This is a genomic window from Campylobacter concisus, from assembly GCF_003048445.1.
Taxonomy (GTDB): domain Bacteria; phylum Campylobacterota; class Campylobacteria; order Campylobacterales; family Campylobacteraceae; genus Campylobacter_A; species Campylobacter_A concisus_BF.
In genome coordinates this window covers 27,266-44,267 of sequence record NZ_PIQW01000016.1, presented here as the reverse complement: position 1 = coordinate 44,267, position 17,002 = coordinate 27,266, and the positions used below count along the sequence as shown (strand labels likewise).

Annotated in this window: 23 protein-coding genes; 11 read left to right on the top strand and 12 right to left on the bottom strand. The window is 38.5% G+C overall.

Translation table 11 applies throughout. The annotated features are described in order from the left end of the window. Positions 1 to 157: 157 nt before the first annotated feature. The 5 genes from CVT14_RS09715 to CVT14_RS09695 are packed head-to-tail and all read right to left on the bottom strand — an operon-like array spanning position 158 to position 4,785. The gene (locus CVT14_RS09715; protein ID WP_107850223.1) at positions 158 to 1,498 is read right to left on the bottom strand and encodes a DUF945 family protein; all 1,341 of its coding nucleotides are present in this window, start codon (positions 1,496 to 1,498) and stop codon (positions 158 to 160) included. Further along, positions 1,495 to 2,061: a DedA family protein gene (locus CVT14_RS09710; RefSeq protein WP_199907336.1), complete on the bottom strand. Its 567-nt coding sequence runs from the start codon at positions 2,059 to 2,061 to the stop codon at positions 1,495 to 1,497. Before CVT14_RS09710 ends, CVT14_RS09715 begins: the two co-directional genes overlap by 4 nt. Continuing rightward, positions 2,061 to 2,657 carry a lipid-binding SYLF domain-containing protein gene (locus CVT14_RS09705; RefSeq protein WP_021085236.1) on the bottom strand — a complete coding sequence of 199 codons (597 nt, stop codon included), beginning with the start codon at positions 2,655 to 2,657 and terminating at the stop codon, positions 2,061 to 2,063. The genes CVT14_RS09710 and CVT14_RS09705 overlap by 1 nt, the downstream gene beginning before the upstream one ends. A gap of 9 nt (positions 2,658 to 2,666) precedes the next feature. Further along, on the bottom strand, positions 2,667 to 4,220 hold the full coding sequence (rny, locus tag CVT14_RS09700; RefSeq protein WP_034901872.1) for a ribonuclease Y: 1,554 nt from the start codon (positions 4,218 to 4,220) through the stop codon (positions 2,667 to 2,669). Continuing rightward, positions 4,141 to 4,785: a 5-formyltetrahydrofolate cyclo-ligase gene (locus tag CVT14_RS09695; RefSeq protein WP_107850221.1), complete on the bottom strand. Its 645-nt coding sequence runs from the start codon at positions 4,783 to 4,785 to the stop codon at positions 4,141 to 4,143. Before CVT14_RS09695 ends, rny begins: the two co-directional genes overlap by 80 nt. 49 nt (positions 4,786 to 4,834) lie before the next feature. Here CVT14_RS09695 and CVT14_RS09690 point away from each other — a divergent pair, with 49 nt between their 5' ends. The 5 genes from CVT14_RS09690 to CVT14_RS09670 are packed head-to-tail and all read left to right on the top strand — an operon-like array spanning position 4,835 to position 9,108. Next, positions 4,835 to 5,470: a TlpA family protein disulfide reductase gene (locus CVT14_RS09690; protein ID WP_103580802.1), complete on the top strand. Its 636-nt coding sequence runs from the start codon at positions 4,835 to 4,837 to the stop codon at positions 5,468 to 5,470. Further along, a complete protein-coding gene (gene ftsY, locus CVT14_RS09685; RefSeq protein ID WP_107850220.1) occupies positions 5,470 to 6,336 on the top strand; it encodes a signal recognition particle-docking protein FtsY in 867 nt (288 codons plus the stop codon). Before CVT14_RS09690 ends, ftsY begins: the two co-directional genes overlap by 1 nt. Next, positions 6,329 to 6,691: a VanZ family protein gene (locus CVT14_RS09680; RefSeq protein WP_012001849.1), complete on the top strand. Its 363-nt coding sequence runs from the start codon at positions 6,329 to 6,331 to the stop codon at positions 6,689 to 6,691. The genes ftsY and CVT14_RS09680 overlap by 8 nt, the downstream gene beginning before the upstream one ends. Next, on the top strand, positions 6,666 to 8,006 hold the full coding sequence (gene radA, locus CVT14_RS09675; protein WP_021090131.1) for a DNA repair protein RadA: 1,341 nt from the start codon (positions 6,666 to 6,668) through the stop codon (positions 8,004 to 8,006). The genes CVT14_RS09680 and radA overlap by 26 nt, the downstream gene beginning before the upstream one ends. A 58-nt stretch (positions 8,007 to 8,064) precedes the next feature. Beyond that, on the top strand, positions 8,065 to 9,108 hold the full coding sequence (locus tag CVT14_RS09670; RefSeq protein ID WP_021090121.1) for a Cj0814 family flagellar-dependent secreted protein: 1,044 nt from the start codon (positions 8,065 to 8,067) through the stop codon (positions 9,106 to 9,108). A gap of 35 nt (positions 9,109 to 9,143) precedes the next feature. Here CVT14_RS09670 and CVT14_RS09665 read toward each other — a convergent pair whose 3' ends face one another. From CVT14_RS09665 to fliL, 4 genes are all read right to left on the bottom strand, one after another. Next, positions 9,144 to 9,932 (bottom strand): hypothetical protein, encoded by a 789-nt coding sequence (locus CVT14_RS09665; RefSeq protein ID WP_021090126.1) that lies wholly within the window; start codon positions 9,930 to 9,932, stop codon positions 9,144 to 9,146. A 17-nt stretch (positions 9,933 to 9,949) separates the two neighbouring features. Then, complete coding sequence (locus CVT14_RS10885; protein ID WP_021090120.1) at positions 9,950 to 10,753, bottom strand: hypothetical protein; 804 nt, start codon at positions 10,751 to 10,753, stop codon at positions 9,950 to 9,952. A gap of 139 nt (positions 10,754 to 10,892) precedes the next feature. Further along, entirely contained in the window at positions 10,893 to 11,237 is a 345-nt protein-coding gene (gene acpS, locus CVT14_RS09655; protein WP_021090129.1) for a holo-ACP synthase, read from the bottom strand. Then, positions 11,234 to 11,770, bottom strand: a complete 537-nt coding sequence (gene fliL / locus CVT14_RS09650; RefSeq protein WP_002942267.1) for a flagellar basal body-associated protein FliL — start codon at positions 11,768 to 11,770, stop codon at positions 11,234 to 11,236. The genes acpS and fliL overlap by 4 nt, the downstream gene beginning before the upstream one ends. A gap of 58 nt (positions 11,771 to 11,828) precedes the next feature. On the opposite strand from fliL, the gene ybaK reads away from it, so the two are divergent. Beyond that, positions 11,829 to 12,311 carry a Cys-tRNA(Pro) deacylase gene (ybaK, locus tag CVT14_RS09645; RefSeq protein ID WP_021090136.1) on the top strand — a complete coding sequence of 161 codons (483 nt, stop codon included), beginning with the start codon at positions 11,829 to 11,831 and terminating at the stop codon, positions 12,309 to 12,311. On the opposite strand, the gene CVT14_RS09640 is transcribed toward ybaK, so the two are convergent. Together CVT14_RS09640 and CVT14_RS09635 are read right to left on the bottom strand one after the other, a co-directional pair. Next, on the bottom strand, positions 12,300 to 13,286 hold the full coding sequence (locus CVT14_RS09640) for an SAM-dependent methyltransferase (protein WP_107850219.1): 987 nt from the start codon (positions 13,284 to 13,286) through the stop codon (positions 12,300 to 12,302). The genes ybaK and CVT14_RS09640 overlap by 12 nt on opposite strands. Next, a complete protein-coding gene (locus CVT14_RS09635) occupies positions 13,283 to 13,891 on the bottom strand; it encodes a trimeric intracellular cation channel family protein (protein ID WP_087582202.1) in 609 nt (202 codons plus the stop codon). The genes CVT14_RS09640 and CVT14_RS09635 overlap by 4 nt, the downstream gene beginning before the upstream one ends. A 117-nt stretch (positions 13,892 to 14,008) precedes the next feature. Between CVT14_RS09635 and CVT14_RS09630 the strand changes: the two genes are divergently transcribed. Next, the gene (locus CVT14_RS09630; RefSeq protein ID WP_107850218.1) at positions 14,009 to 14,674 is read left to right on the top strand and encodes a lipid-binding SYLF domain-containing protein; all 666 of its coding nucleotides are present in this window, start codon (positions 14,009 to 14,011) and stop codon (positions 14,672 to 14,674) included. Between the two features lie 105 nt (positions 14,675 to 14,779). Here CVT14_RS09630 and CVT14_RS09625 read toward each other — a convergent pair whose 3' ends face one another. Continuing rightward, on the bottom strand, positions 14,780 to 14,989 hold the full coding sequence (locus CVT14_RS09625; protein WP_002942234.1) for a hypothetical protein: 210 nt from the start codon (positions 14,987 to 14,989) through the stop codon (positions 14,780 to 14,782). A 150-nt stretch (positions 14,990 to 15,139) separates the two neighbouring features. On the opposite strand from CVT14_RS09625, the gene CVT14_RS09620 reads away from it, so the two are divergent. From CVT14_RS09620 to CVT14_RS09605, 4 genes are all read left to right on the top strand, one after another. Beyond that, complete coding sequence (locus CVT14_RS09620; protein ID WP_087582204.1) at positions 15,140 to 15,586, top strand: Fur family transcriptional regulator; 447 nt, start codon at positions 15,140 to 15,142, stop codon at positions 15,584 to 15,586. Between the two features lie 102 nt (positions 15,587 to 15,688). Further along, positions 15,689 to 16,012, top strand: a complete 324-nt coding sequence (locus CVT14_RS09615) for an HMA2 domain-containing protein (protein ID WP_009293946.1) — start codon at positions 15,689 to 15,691, stop codon at positions 16,010 to 16,012. Beyond that, entirely contained in the window at positions 16,005 to 16,655 is a 651-nt protein-coding gene (locus tag CVT14_RS09610) for an aminotransferase (protein ID WP_107850217.1), read from the top strand. Before CVT14_RS09615 ends, CVT14_RS09610 begins: the two co-directional genes overlap by 8 nt. Before the next feature lie 31 nt (positions 16,656 to 16,686). Then, on the top strand, positions 16,687 to 16,998 hold the full coding sequence (locus CVT14_RS09605) for a hypothetical protein (RefSeq protein WP_035142523.1): 312 nt from the start codon (positions 16,687 to 16,689) through the stop codon (positions 16,996 to 16,998). Positions 16,999 to 17,002: the final 4 nt, after the last annotated feature.

The following is a 17,002-nucleotide window of genomic DNA, read 5'->3' as shown; positions in this document are numbered from 1 at the left end:
ATAGACTGGCTCAATCGATCACTTGTTTAGATTTCAAAGATTGACTAATAGTTTTAACAATTGTAAGTTAAAAGAACTTTCTGCTCTGCGTTCTGCAAAACAGAAAGTGAAGTATATAGAAGTGATGCTTAAAAGTAGATAAAAATCAGGCTATTTTTTAAAAGCCCATAAATAAATTTTGAAGTCCAACCTTTTCATTAAAAATAATATCTTTTTTATTTGGATCGTACTTAAATTTACTTACTACTTTTTTGCCATCTTCTTTTAAATATCCAGCAGATATAAGCGTTGGCTCGATAAGAGTCATCTCAGGGAAGAGCGTATCAAAAAATTTAGCCAAAGTCTCATCCACGCTTAGCTCACCGTTAAGTGATAGCTTATCAAAGATCGCAAGCTGGCTTTCTCCGCTTTTAAAGCCATTGATAACAGCATCTAGTTTTAAATTTATCGCATTATTGCCATTTTTAAAGCTTAATGTATCCACTTTCACACTTGGATTTTTCTCTAAAATTTGACCCATTACTTCGTCTAAATTTAACCCAGCAAAGACACTCTCATTTGTATCAACATTTACATTACTTAGTCTATCAAGTATATTATTTATAGTTGGCACGTTGATATTTGCTATTTTGCTATCTAGGATAAAGTCTGTAAATTTCACTTTGTTAACAGCAACTGCACCTATCTTCACCACGTCATTTGAGCTACCAAGATCATTTGAGACTTCAAATTTCGAGTTATACTCAAGATCATCTAAAGCAACATTACCATCTTTTTCATCTAATAATGCTAGTTTTTTGATCTTAGCCTTTGCTACGTAAGGAGCTAGTTTGCTCTCAAATATCTTTGAAATTTCAACTGGCACAGTGTAGCTTGTATCTATATCGACGCCTTCAAGATTAACTTCTGCTTTATTTTCTTCATTAAGGTCTTTTAATGCAACTTTCTCAAGACCCAAGTTTGCGCTATTTACATTATCTTTTGCGTCCAGTTTCAAGCCAAATTTCACATCCTTTGTATGAACGTTCATAGTTAGCTTGTCACTAAAGTCGATATCACTAAATTTAACATTCACATCTTTATCGCCACTCACGCTAGCCTTTGTTTTTGCCGTTGCGACGACGTTTGATCCAAGAAATGAAGCTACTATATTTTTTATCGCCTCATTTTGTATAGAAATTTTTGAGTCGATATCAAAGCCATTTACAAATGCAAGCACTGAGTGAGAAATTTCATTTTCTACCTTAAAATTTAGATCCTCATCTACATCTTTGCTAGCCAAATTTTTCAAAAGATCCTTTGAAACGATAAGATCAAACGATCCTTTTGAGCCAAAAAAGCCTTTTTGATAGCTATTTTCTGAAACTTTAAAGCCATTTACATCATTTAGTCTATCAACTATCCTTTGATAGTTCTCCTCGACCTTGTTTGAGGCGAAATAAACAGCGCCTGAGACGATCACGATAACTACGATTAGAGCAGATATCACCTTTTTCATGTTTTTCTCCTTTTTGTAATGTGTTGTAAAAACAACCAGATACCAAATAATAAGCCTACCATAGCAAGTGGCATGATATATCCATGCGCGCCAAGATAGTCACTCACACTCACGAAATAATCCCCTGCTTTATAGCTTGCAAGACCGACGATCACCGCCCAAAGAACCGAGGAGATCAAATTTATAACACTAAATTTATAAAAAGAGTATTTTGTAAGTCCAAGCGCGATAGGCACCAAAGTTTTGACGCCATAGATAAATTTCTTGATAAATATTATCTTATCGCCATGCTTTTTTGCCAAAATTCCAGCGTAGGCAAGCTTTCTTTTGTGATTTTTCACATAAGGCATAAGCGAGCTTTTGTTAAACCTTGCGACGTAAAAGATCAAAGTATCGCCGATCGTGTTTGCTACGGCAGCGACGATTATGCTAAGAGTGATATCCATTTTGCCTGCAAAGCTTAATATTCCAGCAGCGATAAGCGCAACCATGCCACCACCAAGGCTGTAAAAAAACAGCACAACGTAGCCGTAAGTTGAGATTGAGTTTATAATATCTTGCATCATTGCCCCAAAAGTTTAGAAGCAGAAGATATTAGCTGCTCGTATGCGTAGCCACTTTGTTTTAAAATTTCATCCTTTGCGCTAATGACTGCTCCGCCAAAGCTAGCTCCTGCGAAAAATCCATCATTTGCAGCATACGCGTAGATGTCACTTGAAAATTTAAAATCGCTTACTTTATTATAATTACGTCCGATATCGCCAAATGCCACTGAAAGCTTCGTATCAAGCGTGATCTTGGCATCTTTTATGTCGTAGATGATGCTATCTTTAAATATAAATAGCACAAGCGAGCTATCTTCATAGCCAAGCTGTATGCCGATGCTGCCGCCACTTATACTAACTGGCAAAATTTCACTTGGCGAGTTGATGTTGCCAACGACCATGATGCCATCTCCGCCCATGCCACCGACCACAAAACCGACTTTTTTTACACTTGGAAAGATGATCGTAGCTTTTGACTGCTCGATGAGCTCTTTTATAGGAGCGTTTCTAGCGCCTCTCATCGTCGTTATAAACGAATTTGCCGAGTCTAGCACGAGCTCCTCGCTGGCAAAGCCAAGCGAGAAAAACATTATTAATGATAGAAGAAATTTCATATCTTGCCGTTATTTCGCAAAATCAACAGCGCGAGTCTCTCTGATGACGCTTACTTTTATCTCACCAGGATACTGCACTTTGCTCTCGATCTCTTGAGCGATCTCTTTTGCTACAAGCACTGCCTCATCGTCGTTTATAAGCTTAGCATTTGCGATGACGCGGATCTCACGGCCAGCGTTGATCGCATAAGCTTGTTTGATACCCTCTTTGCTTTTTGCGATGTTTTCGATCTCTTCGACACGTTTTAAGAAGCTCTCAAGCACCTCGCGTCTTGCTCCTGGACGAGCTGCGCTTAGTGCATCAGCTGCGCAAACAGCAGCACTTTCTATACTTGTAGCCTCTTCGTGTCCGTGGTGAGCATAGATCGCGTTGATGACGACTGGATGCTCTTTATAGCGTTTGCAAATTTCAGCTCCAAGATCGACGTGGCTGCCCTCGTACTCGTGAGTTAGCGCTTTGCCGATGTCGTGAAGTATGCCAGCTCTTTTTGCTAGCTTTTCATCTCCACCACACTCTGCTGCGATGATGCCAGCGAGGTGAGCCACTTCAAGGCTATGAGCAAGGGCATTTTGACCATAGCTTGCTCTAAATTTAAGCTTGCCTATTAGTTTTACTATCTCTGGATGAATTTTATTTAGACCAAGATCCATGACGATATTCTCGCCCTCTTCTTGTATGCTTTGCTCAAATTCTTCAGTCACTTTTTTGTGAAGATCCTCTATCCTAGCTGGCTGAATTCTGCCGTCCTCCACCAAAAGCTCGATCACTCTTGTTGCGATCGCACGTCTGTAAAGATTAAAGCTGCTTAGTATGATAGCATGCGGGGTATCGTCGATGATGATATCAACGCCAAGCACCATTTCAAGGGTTTTGATGTTACGTCCCTCTTTGCCGATGATCCTGCCTTTTAGCTCATCGTTTTTGATATTTACGACGTTTATTAGACGCTCAGCCGCAAATTCTCCAGCAAATCTTGACGTAGCCTGCGCCAAGATGTAATTAACCCTCTTTTTAGCCTCTCTTTTTGCCTCTTCTTCGTATTTTCTAACGATGTGAGCGATGTCGGCGCGTGACTTCTCCTCGACCTTTTTTAGCACGACCTCTTTTGCCTCTTCTTCCGTTAAGCCAGCAGCGTGCTCAAGCACTCTTATTGCCTCTTCTACTTTGTTTTGATAAGTTGCTTTTAAATTTAAACCCTCTTCGTAAGTGACCTTCGCATCTTGCTTATCTTTTTCAAAAAGCTCTTTACTCTCATTTAAAAGCTCTTGCTCATTTAGCAAAATTTTCTCTTTTTTAGTCAGCTCATCAAATTTACTTGCATACTCTTTTTGAAGTTTTGTTGTCTTGTCGTCATATCTTTTTTTAGCCTCAAATTCAGCCTCTTGGACTGAAATTTTAGAGTTTTTAAGCGTTAGCTCAGCTTCATACTCGATGGCCTTTGCCTTTGCTTTTGCTTGCTCTAAAAATATGTTGTAGTTTGCATCATTTATCTTTTTGGCGTAGAGATACCCTGCTCCAACGCCCACCACACCGGCTCCTAAGCCTATTAAAACCTCTATCATTTATTCCTCTTTTTATATAATTTTTGCTTGGGGTTATATAAAAGTCTGCTACCGCATCGTGCGCCTGCGAGAGCACATCTTTGGTGTAAAAGTCTTTTACCTCTAAGAAAACTATCAGTTTTGGCTTAACGGGCAAAGTGTCAAAAAATCTATCGTAAAATCCTTTTCCGTGCCCTATCCTTGCCATAGCTCCATCAACCCCAATCGCTGGAACTACCGCCATATCGAGTTTAACATTATTCATTTTTTTGCCAGATGGCTGCCTGACATTAAATTTATAAGTTATAAATGGCAGTCGCAATCTTACCATCTCTAAGCTAAGACCTACCATAAAAGGGGCAAAAATTTCACATTTTTGTGATAAATTTCGTCTTATTTTAAGCACATCGACTTCGTAGTTAAGCGGTAAGTAAAAGAGCACCTTTTTAGAATTTGTGTAATTTATCAAATTTAAAAGCGTTTTTGCTGCCTTGTGATGTGTGCATTTTGCTCTAAATTTAGTAAGCTTTATCAAATTTGCTCTTGCATTTTTTCTAAATTCGTTTTTTTCTAAATTAACGCTCATTTTATGCTCTTTCTTGTATAATCCTGAAACATTTTTCAAAAGGAAATTTATGACACTAAAACGCGCAATTATAACATCACTTTGTCTTTTTGCATTTTTCGGATGCGGCGACGACAAAAGCCAAAAGAGCGAGCAAAACACTAGCGAGCCAGCTGTGCAAAGTAAAAATTTAGAAGAAAATGCCAGCAAAGATGAAAATTTAAGCAAAGATACGCTCACACCAAAGATAAGCGAGAGCACACAAAGTGACGAAGTAAAAGATATAAGCCTAAAACTGCTTAACGGCACAACTATGCAGATCACAAAAAGAAGCAACGGCTTTGACGTAAAAGATGGCAAAAAAGCGACACTTTACGTATTTTTCGCCACTTGGTGCCCACCTTGCAAGGCTGAGATCCCATCTTTAAACAACCTAAGTGAGAAATTTAAAAACGAGCTAAACATCGTTGCTGTCTTGCTTGAAGACAAGAGCGAGGACGAGGTTAAAGAATTTGCTCAAAAGTATAAGATCAAATACGACATCGCAGTTGGCGAGGGAAATTTCTTATTTGAAAAGGCGATGGGCGGCATCAAAGGACTCCCTGCATCTGCACTTTTCAAAGCAAATGGCGACTACGCTCAAGGCTACATCGGTCTTGTGCCTGAAGAGATGCTCGAAACTGACATAAATAGGGCCATAAAATAATGCTTGAGTTTTTAAAAAGAGGCTTTGAAAAGACCTTTGGAGCGATAAGCTCGGCTAAAAAGTCAAAAAAGATCGACAAAGAGAGCTTGGAGGAAATTTTACTAGAAGCTGACGTGGCTTACGAGATCGTGGAGGAGATTTTATACTATCTGCCACCACAAGATGAAGTGAGCAGAGCCGACCTTAGACGCGTTATGAGTAGCTATTTTATCTACGAAAAAGAGCGTGTGATCGAGCCCGACAAGCCATTTGTCGATCTCATCCTTGGCGTAAATGGCGCTGGCAAGACGACAACCATCGCAAAGCTAGCAAATTTATATAAAAATAATGACAAAAGCGTCATTTTGGGCGCTTGTGATACATTTAGAGCTGGTGCGATCGAGCAGCTACGCCAGTGGTCAATCAGACTAAATGTGCCAATAGTCGCCACTCAGCAAGGACATGATCCTTCAGCTGTTGCTTACGATACGATCAGCTCGGCCCTTGCAAAAGGCATCGACCGCGTCATCCTAGACACGGCTGGCAGGCTTCAAAATCAGACAAATTTAGCAAACGAGCTTGATAAGATTGTTCGTATCAGCAAAAAAGCCTACGAAAAGGCGCCTCACCGCAAGATCCTCATCCTTGATGGCACGCAGGGCAACGCTGGCGTCGCGCAGGCAAAGGCATTTAACGAGATCGTCTCGCTTGATGGCGTCATCATCACAAAGCTTGATGGCACTGCAAAGGGCGGAGCACTATTTGGCGTGGCAAGAGAGCTTGAGCTACCTATATTTTATATAGGCGTTGGCGAGAGCATGGACGATATCATCAAATTTAACCCAGACGAGTTTTTAGACGAGCTGATGGACGCCATTTTTGAGTAGGGTAAAATTTCTTAGTAAAATTTGCTTTTTCGCTGCTCTTTTGGCGATTGATATTCTTGCATTTACCCCAAAAAGTCCTGCGATCATCGAAAATTCGTGGGACAAAGCAAACCATTTTTTAGCTTTTTTCGTCCTTTATATACTGCTCTACCTTGGCTATGAGTTTAAAATTTTAAAAAATTTAGCCCTACTTTTAGCCTTTGGCGTGCAAATAGAGCTCGTTCAGGCATTTTTACCAAATAGGAGCTTTAGCCTGCTTGACATCGTAGCTGACATGATCGGAGCGGCTTTTGGAGTGATAGTAGTTGAAATTTTAAAAAGGATATATTATGGCAAAAGCAAAGCCAGTTTTTGAATGTCAAGCGTGTGGTAATCAACAGGCAAAGTGGCTGGGCAAATGCCCACAATGTGGGGCTTGGGATAGCTTTGTCGAGCTTAGCCAGCAAGAGATAAAGATAAGTAAAGAGATAGCAAAAAGTAGTGGCACACCTAGCAAAGCCATAAGCATAGACGAAGTTGAAATTCAAAATTTCACGAGATTTAGCACCAAAGATAGCGAGCTAGACCTTGTTCTTGGTGGCGGCGTGGTCGAGGGTTCGCTTGTACTTATAGGCGGCAGCCCAGGCATCGGCAAATCAACCCTGCTTCTAAAAATCGGCTCAAATTTAGCAAAGGACGGCAAAAAAACGCTCTATGTAAGCGGCGAAGAGAGCCAAAGCCAGATAAAAATGAGAGCTGATAGGCTAAATGCGGTGGATAAAAATTTATACCTGCTAACTGAAATTTGCTTAGAAGATATCCTGCTAGAAGTGCAAAAGAGCGACTACAAGGTGCTAGTCATTGACTCCATACAAACGCTTTATAGCCAAAACATAACCTCCGCTCCAGGCTCGATCACGCAGGTTCGTGAGATCACATTTGAGCTGATGAGGCTTGCAAAGAGCCAAAATATCTGCGTTTTCATCATCGGTCACATCACCAAAGAGGGTTCGATCGCAGGGCCTAGAGTGCTTGAGCACATGGTCGATGTGGTGCTTTATTTCGAGGGCGACGCGAGCAGAGAGCTGAGGATTTTACGTGGATTTAAAAACCGCTTTGGCTCGACAAGCGAGGTTGGCATATTTGAGATGAGCCAGCAAGGGCTCGTGAGCGCAAATGAGGTATCGAGTAAATTTTTCACACGTGGCGGGGCGATGAGTGGCAGCGCGATCACCATCATAATGGAAGGCTCAAGGGCGCTTAGCATCGAAATTCAGGCACTTGTTTGCGAAAGCGCCTATCCAAAACGAAGCTCGACTGGCTTTGAGAGAAACCGCCTAGATATGCTGCTCGCACTTCTTGAGCGAAAGCTTGAAATTCCACTTGGGCACTACGACGTCTTCATAAATGTTTCAGGTGGCGTTAAGATAAGCGAGACCGCTGCCGATCTAGCCGTCATCGCAGCGATAATCAGCAGCTTCAAAAACCGCCCTATCAGCAAAGACAGCGTCTTTATCGGCGAGCTAAGTCTAAACGGCGAGATAAGAGAAATTTTCAATCTCGATCAGCGTCTAAAAGAGGCAAAAACGCAGAAATTTAAAAATGCGATCATCCCAAACAAACCGCTTGACACGCAAGGTCTAAAGTGCTTTTACGCCAAAGATATCACGCAAGTACTTGAGTGGATGTAAATTTACTCTGGAACAAATCATGCTTGCTCTTTGGCAGATAATATCAAGGAGGCAAACCATGAATGATATTAACATCTTAAGCACAAATGTAAATTCATACACCAAGCAACAGCACAAACAAAATAGGTCTGCGAATTTTAGTGATATATTGAAGCAAAATGTCAAAGAAAAGATTAGCGAACCAAGCCAAGAGCCAGCTAAATTTACTTATATCTCTTCTTCACAAAATAGCCTCATCTATTTAAATTTTAATGATTTTCAAGCTTATGGCTACACAGTAGATAAGGCTGGCTTTATGGGAGCTGATTTTAACAAAGCTGCAGGCTTGCCACAAGACTTTAAAATCCACAAAAGCACGCTTGATGAGATAGTTAGATACAACAACAAAACATATCTCTTCACACAAAATAGAAGCAAGGCTGCCTTTGAAAAGATAGACGTAGCTGATACCACAAAGCACTACTATAAACTTTTTAAAAGCATTGTAGGGGATGAAAAAGATAGATATAGCGAGGCTGATCTAGCAAATTTACCAAAAGGCTTTAGCATGGATACAAACCAAAAAACCTTTGGTAAAAATGCAAATTTCTTAAAAGATGTGAGCCTGATATCTGTTACAAATGTATATAAAACTTTTGATCAAGTTAGTGAAGCAAAGAGCGTTAGAGATGAGCTTAGAGGCTTTGGGATAAGCCACGAGGTCTATGAGCTAAATTTTAGCAAAGAGCATCTTGACACAAGAGCCAGTGACGAATATACATTTAACCCTGATATGTCGGTATATCAAGTAGATGATACTTACAGCAGTGCTGGCGTGTTTGTGGGATTTTTAAAGAGCTTTAGTCCTATCGCTAGTGATAGTGGTGAGACGAAGCTTAGCGTAGAGGCAAGCTCTTACTCAAAGCTAATGAACGAGCAAAGCTTAGCTGATGATATAGTGCCTCTCTCAAGGCTTTTAAAAAATGAGAAGATGATCAAATTTATCTTAGAAGAGCTACTAAAGAAAAATTTACTCACTTCAAAAGATGGCAAAAGTGCTGGCGAGATAGTAGATAGTGTGCTAGCTCATGCCACAAAGCTTCAAAACGAGACAAAAGTTTAAATAGATAAATTTAAAAGGTAGCTATCTTTAATCCATCAAGCCATCTTATTTAAAATTTGCTTCTTGTCTATCTTTTGCATAAGCTCTAAGACATCTATGCCTCTTTTTTCTTTAAATTTTAAAAGCTCTCTTGCAAAGAGAAATTTCTGATCCTTATTTATATCATAGGTCTCATACTTCTTTTTAACCTGCATAGGTTTAAATTTCTTTTCACTTTGCTCTTTAGCAAAATTTGCATTGTATTCTTGTTCTTCTTTGTGTAGCTTGGCTAGAAATTCTTTATGCTCTTTTGTAGTTTTTTCTACATCTTCTCTATAAAGCTTCTTAAACTCTTCTATGCTTAGATCTGCTCTAACAAACAAAGCAGCACCATCATTACTCATCATTGTATCTTCAGGAAACGAGTTCATAAAATCTTCTAGCTCAGCCTCTTCTTCTTTTGTGCCGATACCAACCATTAGCCCAGATATTGTTGGCTTGCCATCTACTGAGTTAGAAAGCAACCAGTCCATGTAATCTTGGAGTTCGCGAACTCTAAATTCTTCCATATTTTCTGGTTCTCTTTTTGCTGATAAAGCTCGCCTTTCATCAATGGTATAGCTATACTTTTCGGAGAGCATACTGTCTATCTTCTCTATGGTTTCTGTTATCCAGTTTTTACTACTTCTGTCTTCCTTGATGTATTTTTCGACATTATCAATTATTAAATTTTGCATATATGAATCAATTAGAGCCTTTTCTTGCTCCTTTGACATTTTTGCATTTTCTTTTTGGATAGTGGTTTCTTGTATCGATGTGTTGCTAAGTCCGTTTATGCTTATCATTTCAGCTCCCCCCCCCCTTACGCCGTCTTATCCACTTTAAGCTTTGCCACTTTTTCTAAAATTTCAAACATACTCTTGCCACTATCAAATTCACTCTTTATAAATTTATAAAGCTCCTTAAATCTCTCATCGGCTTCAAGCTTATATGTTTGAGACTTTTTAGTAACTTGTATAGGTGTAAATTTCTTCTCTTTTTTATCTTCTTCGTTTTGTGTTTCAAGATCATTTACGGAATTTATGGTCTCTTTTGCTAGCTCTTCGTCAAGCTCTAAACCAAAACGCTCCTTTAGTGCAAATTTAGCCCATTTGCCCTTGAACTCATCAATACTCATATCGCTATCAAGCAGTTCAGCTGTTTTGCTACCACCAAAAGCTATAAAAGAGAGGATTTTTTTATTTGCAAACTGATCTATAAAATCATCAACACTGAGCTTTTTACTATTTAATGGATCTTTGAAAATTCCCTTTGGCTCAAACGCTGGATTTCTCTCAAGCCCTAAAGCACCGCTATCATCTATAAATTTCTTTAGCTCATCTATCTCATCTTTTGAAAAAGCGTCATCATAGCCCATTAGCTTACCAAGTATGCTTACTCTTGGCTCTCCTTCGCCTTTTACGAAGCCAGTGAGTGAGTGATCGTATCTGTCGTATTCTCTTGCTCTTTCTTTATCATCTAGGCTTACATACTTAGGAAATGTCATACCATGACCCATATCGTTACTAAGTATCTCGTTTATATCGTTAAATTTAAAGCCCATCTCTCTTGCTATATTTTCTCTTGAGAGATAGTTAGGGGTTGAAAGATTATTAGAAATTTGCATTTTACTATCCTTAGTTTTTATGATCACCAAAAGTTACATCAAATTTCGTCTTTTTTGTAAAAAAGTTTATATAAGTATTTATTTGTAAATTAGGCTTTACATCAAAAAGTAGCTAAAAGTTAGAAAAAATAGATAAATTTCACACGATCATCACTGCAGCTACGGCAAATCCGCCGTCGTGAGTTATACTAAGGCTTGCTTCTTTGATATTAAATTTTGTATAAATTCTTGGGCTAAATTTTATCTTTGGTGCGTTTCTTGCGTCTTTGCTGAGCACAATGTCCAAAAAGCCACACTCCTTGCTGATGCCCACACCAAGGGCTTTGCTAGCTGCTTCTTTGGCCGCCCAAAATCCAGCCAAAGTCGCATCATTTTTTGCTAGCGCGATCTCGCTATCACTTAAAAATCTCTTTAAAAAAAGCTCGCCGTGACGAGCCTTAAGTCTTGAAATCCTATCTATCTTAACGATATCGATGCCTATCATTGCACCACAAAATCAGTAAAAAATATGTTTTTGATGTAGCCATCATTTAGCACTTCATTTAGCTTACCGACGATCTCGTCTTTTAGCCTATCCTTGCCCTTTGCAGTGCTTACTTCTTCGTAAGTTTTAGAAGAGAGCGTTCTTATGATGATATCTCTTAAAAGTGCCTTTTTCTTATCAAGCTCGGCTGTTAGTAGCTCGTCGCTTTGCTCTAGATCGATCTTAGTTTTAAGAAATCTCGAGCCATTTTCACTAAGTAAATTTACGACAAACTGATCGAGCGGATATATCGGTCCCATGTTCGAATAGTCGTTGCCACCGCGTTTTGCTTTGTTTTGAGCGGGTGCTGGTTGAGTTTGAGTCTGAGCTGGTGTTTGCGCCATATTTGCCTCTTTTGGCTCGTCAGAACTAAGCATCAAAAACGCCACTAGCCCTCCGATAACTAGCAATAAAACAAATATCGCGATGATGATTATCATCAAAGCGCCATTGCCACCTTTTTTTGCTTTTTTCTCTTCAACTTCTTCAGCCATCTTTCCTCCTTTAAGTTTTGGCTATAATTATACAAAAAATTCACAAAAATGAGAAAAGATGATACATAAAACCAACGCCGCTAGGCTTTTAGACAAGCTAAAAATAGAGTATGAGATATTAGAATACGAAGTCGATCTAAACGATCTTTCAGCCGTTCACGTAGCAGCTAGCACCAAGCAAGATATAAAGCAAATTTATAAGACAATCGTCTGCCAGTGCGAGCCTAAAAATTTTGTCGTTGCTTGCTTGCAAGGCGATCTGGAGCTTGATCTAAAAGCACTTGCTCATGCGTGTGGAGCCAAACGCTGCGAGCTTATAAATTTAAAAGACCTAGAAAAGATCACCGGCTACATCAGAGGCGGCTGCTCGCCACTTGCTATGAAAAAGCACTTTGCGACTTTCATCGATGAGCGAGCAAAAGAGCAAGAGTACGTGCTAGTAAGCGCTGGAGTAAGAGGCAAGCAGATAAAGATAGCTCCAAATGACCTTTTGAAAGCTTGCGAAGCGGATTACGCTGATATCGCCAGGCTAGCCCTTTAAAAACTCTATAAATTTAAACTTCTCGCCTAAAAACTCAGGCGAGAGTAGAAATTTTGCCTGTTTTGCGGCATTTTCATAGGCTTGCTTACTGCCCTTTTTAAGCACCAAAGATAAAATTTCATCCACGCCAAAGTCGCAAACTAAGGCATCATTTTGTTTTTTAAATTTAAGCATCAAAAAGCCAGCCTCGAAAAAAGCCTCTTTGACCTGCTTAAAACAAAGGCTATAAGTTAGATCTGAGCTTTTAAAATATGGCGCAAGGTTTGAAATTTCAAACAAAGAAAAAACTTGATGATCTTTAAAAATTCTTAGGCTAAATTCATTTTTCGGCTCAAATTCGCCGTAGTCAAAGCTTAAAAATCTCACCTTTTTTGCCGCATTTGCAAGCTGGAGCGCAAATTTAGCGTAGCTAGTTGATATCTCGCCCTTTTTTATGCCAAATTTCTTTGCAAGAGCTAGTAAATTTTGATCCGCTTTTTGCCAGTGAAATTTTAGATCACTATCCACAAAAAGCATATTATCTGCGTCTATCACTTCGCAGCTAAATGCGTCAAGTAGCTCATTTGAGATGACAAAAATTTCATCAAACGAGCACTCGTCTAAATTTTCATAGTGCCCTACTCCAACCTCGTCACCAAAGCGATTTTTAAATGTCTCAAGCTGTTTTTTACGTAAAATTTCATGAGGCTCGATGATGATAAACTCTAAATTTGACAAAATTTCTGGCTCAAGCGTAAAAATGCCCTGTGCAAAATCAGCCAGCATATCACCTGAGTTTGCGCCGATCTCCACGACCTTGCAAGAGCTAGAAATTTCGCCATTTTTAAGTAGCTTTACAAAGTAGTTTGCAAGGCAAGCGCCAAAGAGATATCCAACGCTTACATTTGTGTAAAAATCACCCTTTTTGCCAATATCCACGCCAAATTTATAGTAGTTTTCATTGACCCAGATATCAAAAAACTCGCTAAATTTCATAGATCAGGTAGCTTCCAACCTCTATAAAATGCAAACATCCTGACCGTTATGCCAGCAGCAAGCAACAGCATGGTAAAAAATATGTTGGTAAGGCCTAGATGATAAAGGATAAAGTAAGCAAGCCCCACGCCAAGGCTTATCGTGCCATAAAGTCCGGTGCGTAAAAACCACGGGACTTCATTTAGCAAGATATCTCTTAAGATACCGCCGCCAACGCCGTTAAAAAAGGCGATCATCATGACGCCAAAGATGTTGTAGCTATACTCGATGGCAACCATCGCTCCAACGATCGAAAAGCAGATAACATCGATCGCATCGGCAAAGATAAAGACAAATTTCTTTTCCAAACCATCTCTTTTAATATGCAAATTTGTGATCCTAGATACGACAAGCATAAAGATGACGACGCTTACTGGCATGTAGTGAGTAAATGAATAAACTGCCCTGCCAACTAGCATATCACGCACGATACCGCCTCCAAGTGCGGTCAAAAATGCAGACAAAAAGACGCCCAGCCAGTCACACTCTCTTTTTACTGCAAACAAAAAGCCACTAAGCGCAGCTGATGCGATACCGACGTATTCTACAAAAAGTATTAAGCTCATATTTTTTCCTTAAAAATGGGCATTTTATAATGAAATCTCATAAAATTTCATTAATAAATTTTTAAATAATAGTTTATTTTAGGCTATAATAACAAAAATTTTAAATAAGGAAATTTGATGAAAAAAATTCTAACTTTGCTCTTTTTGATCGGCTCATTTTTTGCGTTAAATTTAAACGCTGACGTGATCCAAAATCAAAAATTAAAAAATGCGATAAACATCTTAAACGCTTTTGGCACTAGAAATTTAAAACCAAATACCAAATTTACAGGCATTAAAGCCATCGCCATCATCCCAGACGTAACAAAAGCAGGTGCGATCATCACTGGCTCAAAAGGCAAAGGCGTATTTATCGCTAAAAACGACGATGGCGAGTGGTCAAGCCCGTTTTTTGTAAATTACACATCTGGCAGCATCGGCCTTCAGCTAGGATATAGCTCGGCTGATATGATCATTTTATTTAAAAACTCAGAAGCCTACGCAAGCTTATTTAACGCAAAAGATACGATCAGCCTAAAAGCAGAAGCAACTGGCGGCGTTGGTAACGAAGTGGCGATAGCTAGCGATTTGCCTGAAATTTCAGCATTTGTCGAGGAGCATGGCAAGACTAGTGGAGCTTTTGTTGGCGTCAGCTTAGACGTGGCAAGACTTAAGATAAACGCACAAGATACAAACGACTACTACGATAGAATGTATGAATTTGAAGATATCTACAACAACAGCCCAAAAGCTAGCAAATATACAATCAAATTTAAAGAGATAATCTCAAAATACTTTTTATAAAAACCTAGCATCTTGGCTCTTTTAAAAGAGTCAAGCTCTTTTTTACATTTTAAAGATTTTAGAAATTTAGTTTATAAATTAGCAAGATTATGGCTTAGCCTTTTGCTAAACCATAAATAGTGATACAAAGCGTTTTTTAGGGATCGGAGAAAATTGAGTCATATATTCAAACGCCTCTTCGTAGTCGCCGTCAGTGTATTGCGCGACTTGCTCGATAAGCTCGTAAAGCTCTTCGTCGTCCATCGAGTCAAAGCTGCCTCTATTTTCCAAAACCTCTAACAAAACGGCGTCTAATTCTAGCTCGTCGTAAGTCATTTCGTTCCTTAATTCTGATTTAAAAAATGCGAAACTATACCAAAAGAAGCTTATAAAATACTTTACTTTAAATTCGTAAGAAATTTTATGCATTTTTTAGTAGCAAAGTTGTAAAATCTTTACTTTCATTATCAATTTGATAGGGATTTTGTGGAAGACTTTGAACTATTTTACAAGCATTTTAACGAGTTTTTAAAAGCTTTTGGTCAAAAAGGCTCTGAGATAAAAGAGCAAATTTTGCGTGTGCTTTTTGCTAGCAAGTCGCATCTAAATGCTCAAGAAATTTGCCAAAAAATTTATGAAACTTACAAAAATGAAATTTCAATGACTTCGATATATACCTTTTTAAATTTTCTTGAAGAGCACCATCTGGCAAATAGTTTTGAGCAAAATGGTGTTAAAAACTATGAGCTAAATTTAAAATCCTCTCACGATCATCTGATATGTGAAATTTGCGGAAAGGTGGTTGATTTTGAAGATGAGATGATAGAGCAAAGACAAGATCAAATTTGTAGCCAAAGATCATTTAGTGCAGAGTCTCATAAGATGATACTTTATGGAATTTGCAGTGATTGCCAAGCAAAAAATGGGATTTAAATTTATCATTTCATTTTGCTTTTTGATAATGAAAGACAAAAAAATTTCAGATTTGTTTAAGTTACAGATTAGATAATACGCAGACAAAATAAAAGGATGAAAATGGATATAAAAACACAAACTTTAGCACAAGTTGCAAGCTATTTTTCGATGATAGCTCACACAAATGGCAGACTAAGAGTAAGAGTTAGCCCAAAGATAAAAGAGCTAAGCAGTAGCGTAAATTTAGCCAGTTTAGATGACATGATAGCTCAAATAAATGGCATAAAAAATGTTAAATTTAACAAGCTAATCGGCTCTGTAACGATAGAATATGATCATGAAATTTTCCCTAAAAATCTTTGGGAGGATCTCTTAAAAGGGCAAAATTTAGAAGAAATTTCAGCTAAAGTAAATGAAGTAGCAAGAGAAGTAAAATATGCTTAACGAGCTTTTAAACGCCTCTTATACGAGCGAAAAAAACGCACTTAGGCTATATGAAAGCATAGCTTCATTTGGCGAAGTATTTGATCAAATCGCAAGCGTGAGAAAAAATGCGATCATCTTGATAGAGAAATTTGCAAGTGCGCATGAGTATGAGCTTGTTTGCGAAAATGAAGCTATCTTTTTGCCAGCAAAAAATAAAGAAGATGCGCTAATAGAGGCACTAAACTATGAAAATGAGCTAAACAAAATGTATGAGAAATTTTGTGAAAGCTTAGACGATGAAGAGCTAAAAGATCTATTTTTTAGACTTTGGGCTACTTCAAATAACGAATATATCGCCTCTTTAAAGCACTGCTTAAAAGAAATTTATAGCGGATGTGAGGCAAAAAATGAGCTAAATTTAAATGAAATTTCGCAAAATTTTGAGCAAAATGGCATAACAAACATTTTAGAAAGCTATCAAAATGACTTTAATGAGATAACTAAAAGCTTGCAAAATATCGCAAGTGGCAAGGCTGATAAAAGCGAGTTGGCAAAGATCACAAACAACCCAAATTTCTCGTTTTTTAGCGGGCTTGCGCTTGGGGCATTAGGCATTTCAGTAGTTAGCAAAAATTTAAATAAGGATGAAGAAGATGAATAATTTACAAAATCAAACAAAGAAAGGATTTAAAATGGCATTACCATTTTTAGCAGGTTTAGCAGTAGGCGGTTTAGCAGTAGTTGCTTGGAGTAAAAGAGATAAGATCAAAGAGTGCGCCAAAGACGGCTTAGATAAAGGCAAAGAGGCTGCAAAAGATCTTTACAAAAAGGGCAAAAACGTCGCAAAAGACGCAAAAGACTTCATGGTCAAAGAAGAGAAAAAAGCAAAACGTGGCGTTAAAAAAGTAGAAAAAGAGGCTGAAAAAGTGGTTAAAAAAACAAGAAAACCACGTGCTAAAAAGCCAGCGGCTCCAAAAGCTATCACACCAAACGATATAGCTTAAGGAT

What these genes read in the sequence shown, in the direction of transcription:
- CVT14_RS09715 (WP_107850223.1), bottom strand. Translation starts at nt 1,498, where the DNA reads ATGAAAAAGGTGATATCTGCTCTAATCGTAGTTATCGTGATCGTCTCA.
- CVT14_RS09710 (WP_199907336.1), bottom strand. Translation starts at nt 2,061, where the DNA reads ATGCAAGATATTATAAACTCAATCTCAACTTACGGCTACGTTGTGCTG.
- CVT14_RS09705 (WP_021085236.1), bottom strand. Translation starts at nt 2,657, where the DNA reads ATGAAATTTCTTCTATCATTAATAATGTTTTTCTCGCTTGGCTTTGCC.
- rny (WP_034901872.1), bottom strand. Translation starts at nt 4,220, where the DNA reads ATGATAGAGGTTTTAATAGGCTTAGGAGCCGGTGTGGTGGGCGTTGGA.
- CVT14_RS09695 (WP_107850221.1), bottom strand. Translation starts at nt 4,785, where the DNA reads ATGAGCGTTAATTTAGAAAAAAACGAATTTAGAAAAAATGCAAGAGCA.
- CVT14_RS09690 (WP_103580802.1), top strand. Translation starts at nt 4,835, where the DNA reads ATGACACTAAAACGCGCAATTATAACATCACTTTGTCTTTTTGCATTT.
- ftsY (WP_107850220.1), top strand. Translation starts at nt 5,470, where the DNA reads ATGCTTGAGTTTTTAAAAAGAGGCTTTGAAAAGACCTTTGGAGCGATA.
- radA (WP_021090131.1), top strand. Translation starts at nt 6,666, where the DNA reads ATGGCAAAAGCAAAGCCAGTTTTTGAATGTCAAGCGTGTGGTAATCAA.
- CVT14_RS09670 (WP_021090121.1), top strand. Translation starts at nt 8,065, where the DNA reads ATGAATGATATTAACATCTTAAGCACAAATGTAAATTCATACACCAAG.
- CVT14_RS09665 (WP_021090126.1), bottom strand. Translation starts at nt 9,932, where the DNA reads ATGATAAGCATAAACGGACTTAGCAACACATCGATACAAGAAACCACT.
- CVT14_RS10885 (WP_021090120.1), bottom strand. Translation starts at nt 10,753, where the DNA reads ATGCAAATTTCTAATAATCTTTCAACCCCTAACTATCTCTCAAGAGAA.
- acpS (WP_021090129.1), bottom strand. Translation starts at nt 11,237, where the DNA reads ATGATAGGCATCGATATCGTTAAGATAGATAGGATTTCAAGACTTAAG.
- fliL (WP_002942267.1), bottom strand. Translation starts at nt 11,770, where the DNA reads ATGGCTGAAGAAGTTGAAGAGAAAAAAGCAAAAAAAGGTGGCAATGGC.
- ybaK (WP_021090136.1), top strand. Translation starts at nt 11,829, where the DNA reads ATGATACATAAAACCAACGCCGCTAGGCTTTTAGACAAGCTAAAAATA.
- CVT14_RS09640 (WP_107850219.1), bottom strand. Translation starts at nt 13,286, where the DNA reads ATGAAATTTAGCGAGTTTTTTGATATCTGGGTCAATGAAAACTACTAT.
- CVT14_RS09635 (WP_087582202.1), bottom strand. Translation starts at nt 13,891, where the DNA reads ATGAGCTTAATACTTTTTGTAGAATACGTCGGTATCGCATCAGCTGCG.
- CVT14_RS09630 (WP_107850218.1), top strand. Translation starts at nt 14,009, where the DNA reads ATGAAAAAAATTCTAACTTTGCTCTTTTTGATCGGCTCATTTTTTGCG.
- CVT14_RS09625 (WP_002942234.1), bottom strand. Translation starts at nt 14,989, where the DNA reads ATGACTTACGACGAGCTAGAATTAGACGCCGTTTTGTTAGAGGTTTTG.
- CVT14_RS09615 (WP_009293946.1), top strand. Translation starts at nt 15,689, where the DNA reads ATGGATATAAAAACACAAACTTTAGCACAAGTTGCAAGCTATTTTTCG.
- CVT14_RS09610 (WP_107850217.1), top strand. Translation starts at nt 16,005, where the DNA reads ATGCTTAACGAGCTTTTAAACGCCTCTTATACGAGCGAAAAAAACGCA.
- CVT14_RS09605 (WP_035142523.1), top strand. Translation starts at nt 16,687, where the DNA reads ATGGCATTACCATTTTTAGCAGGTTTAGCAGTAGGCGGTTTAGCAGTA.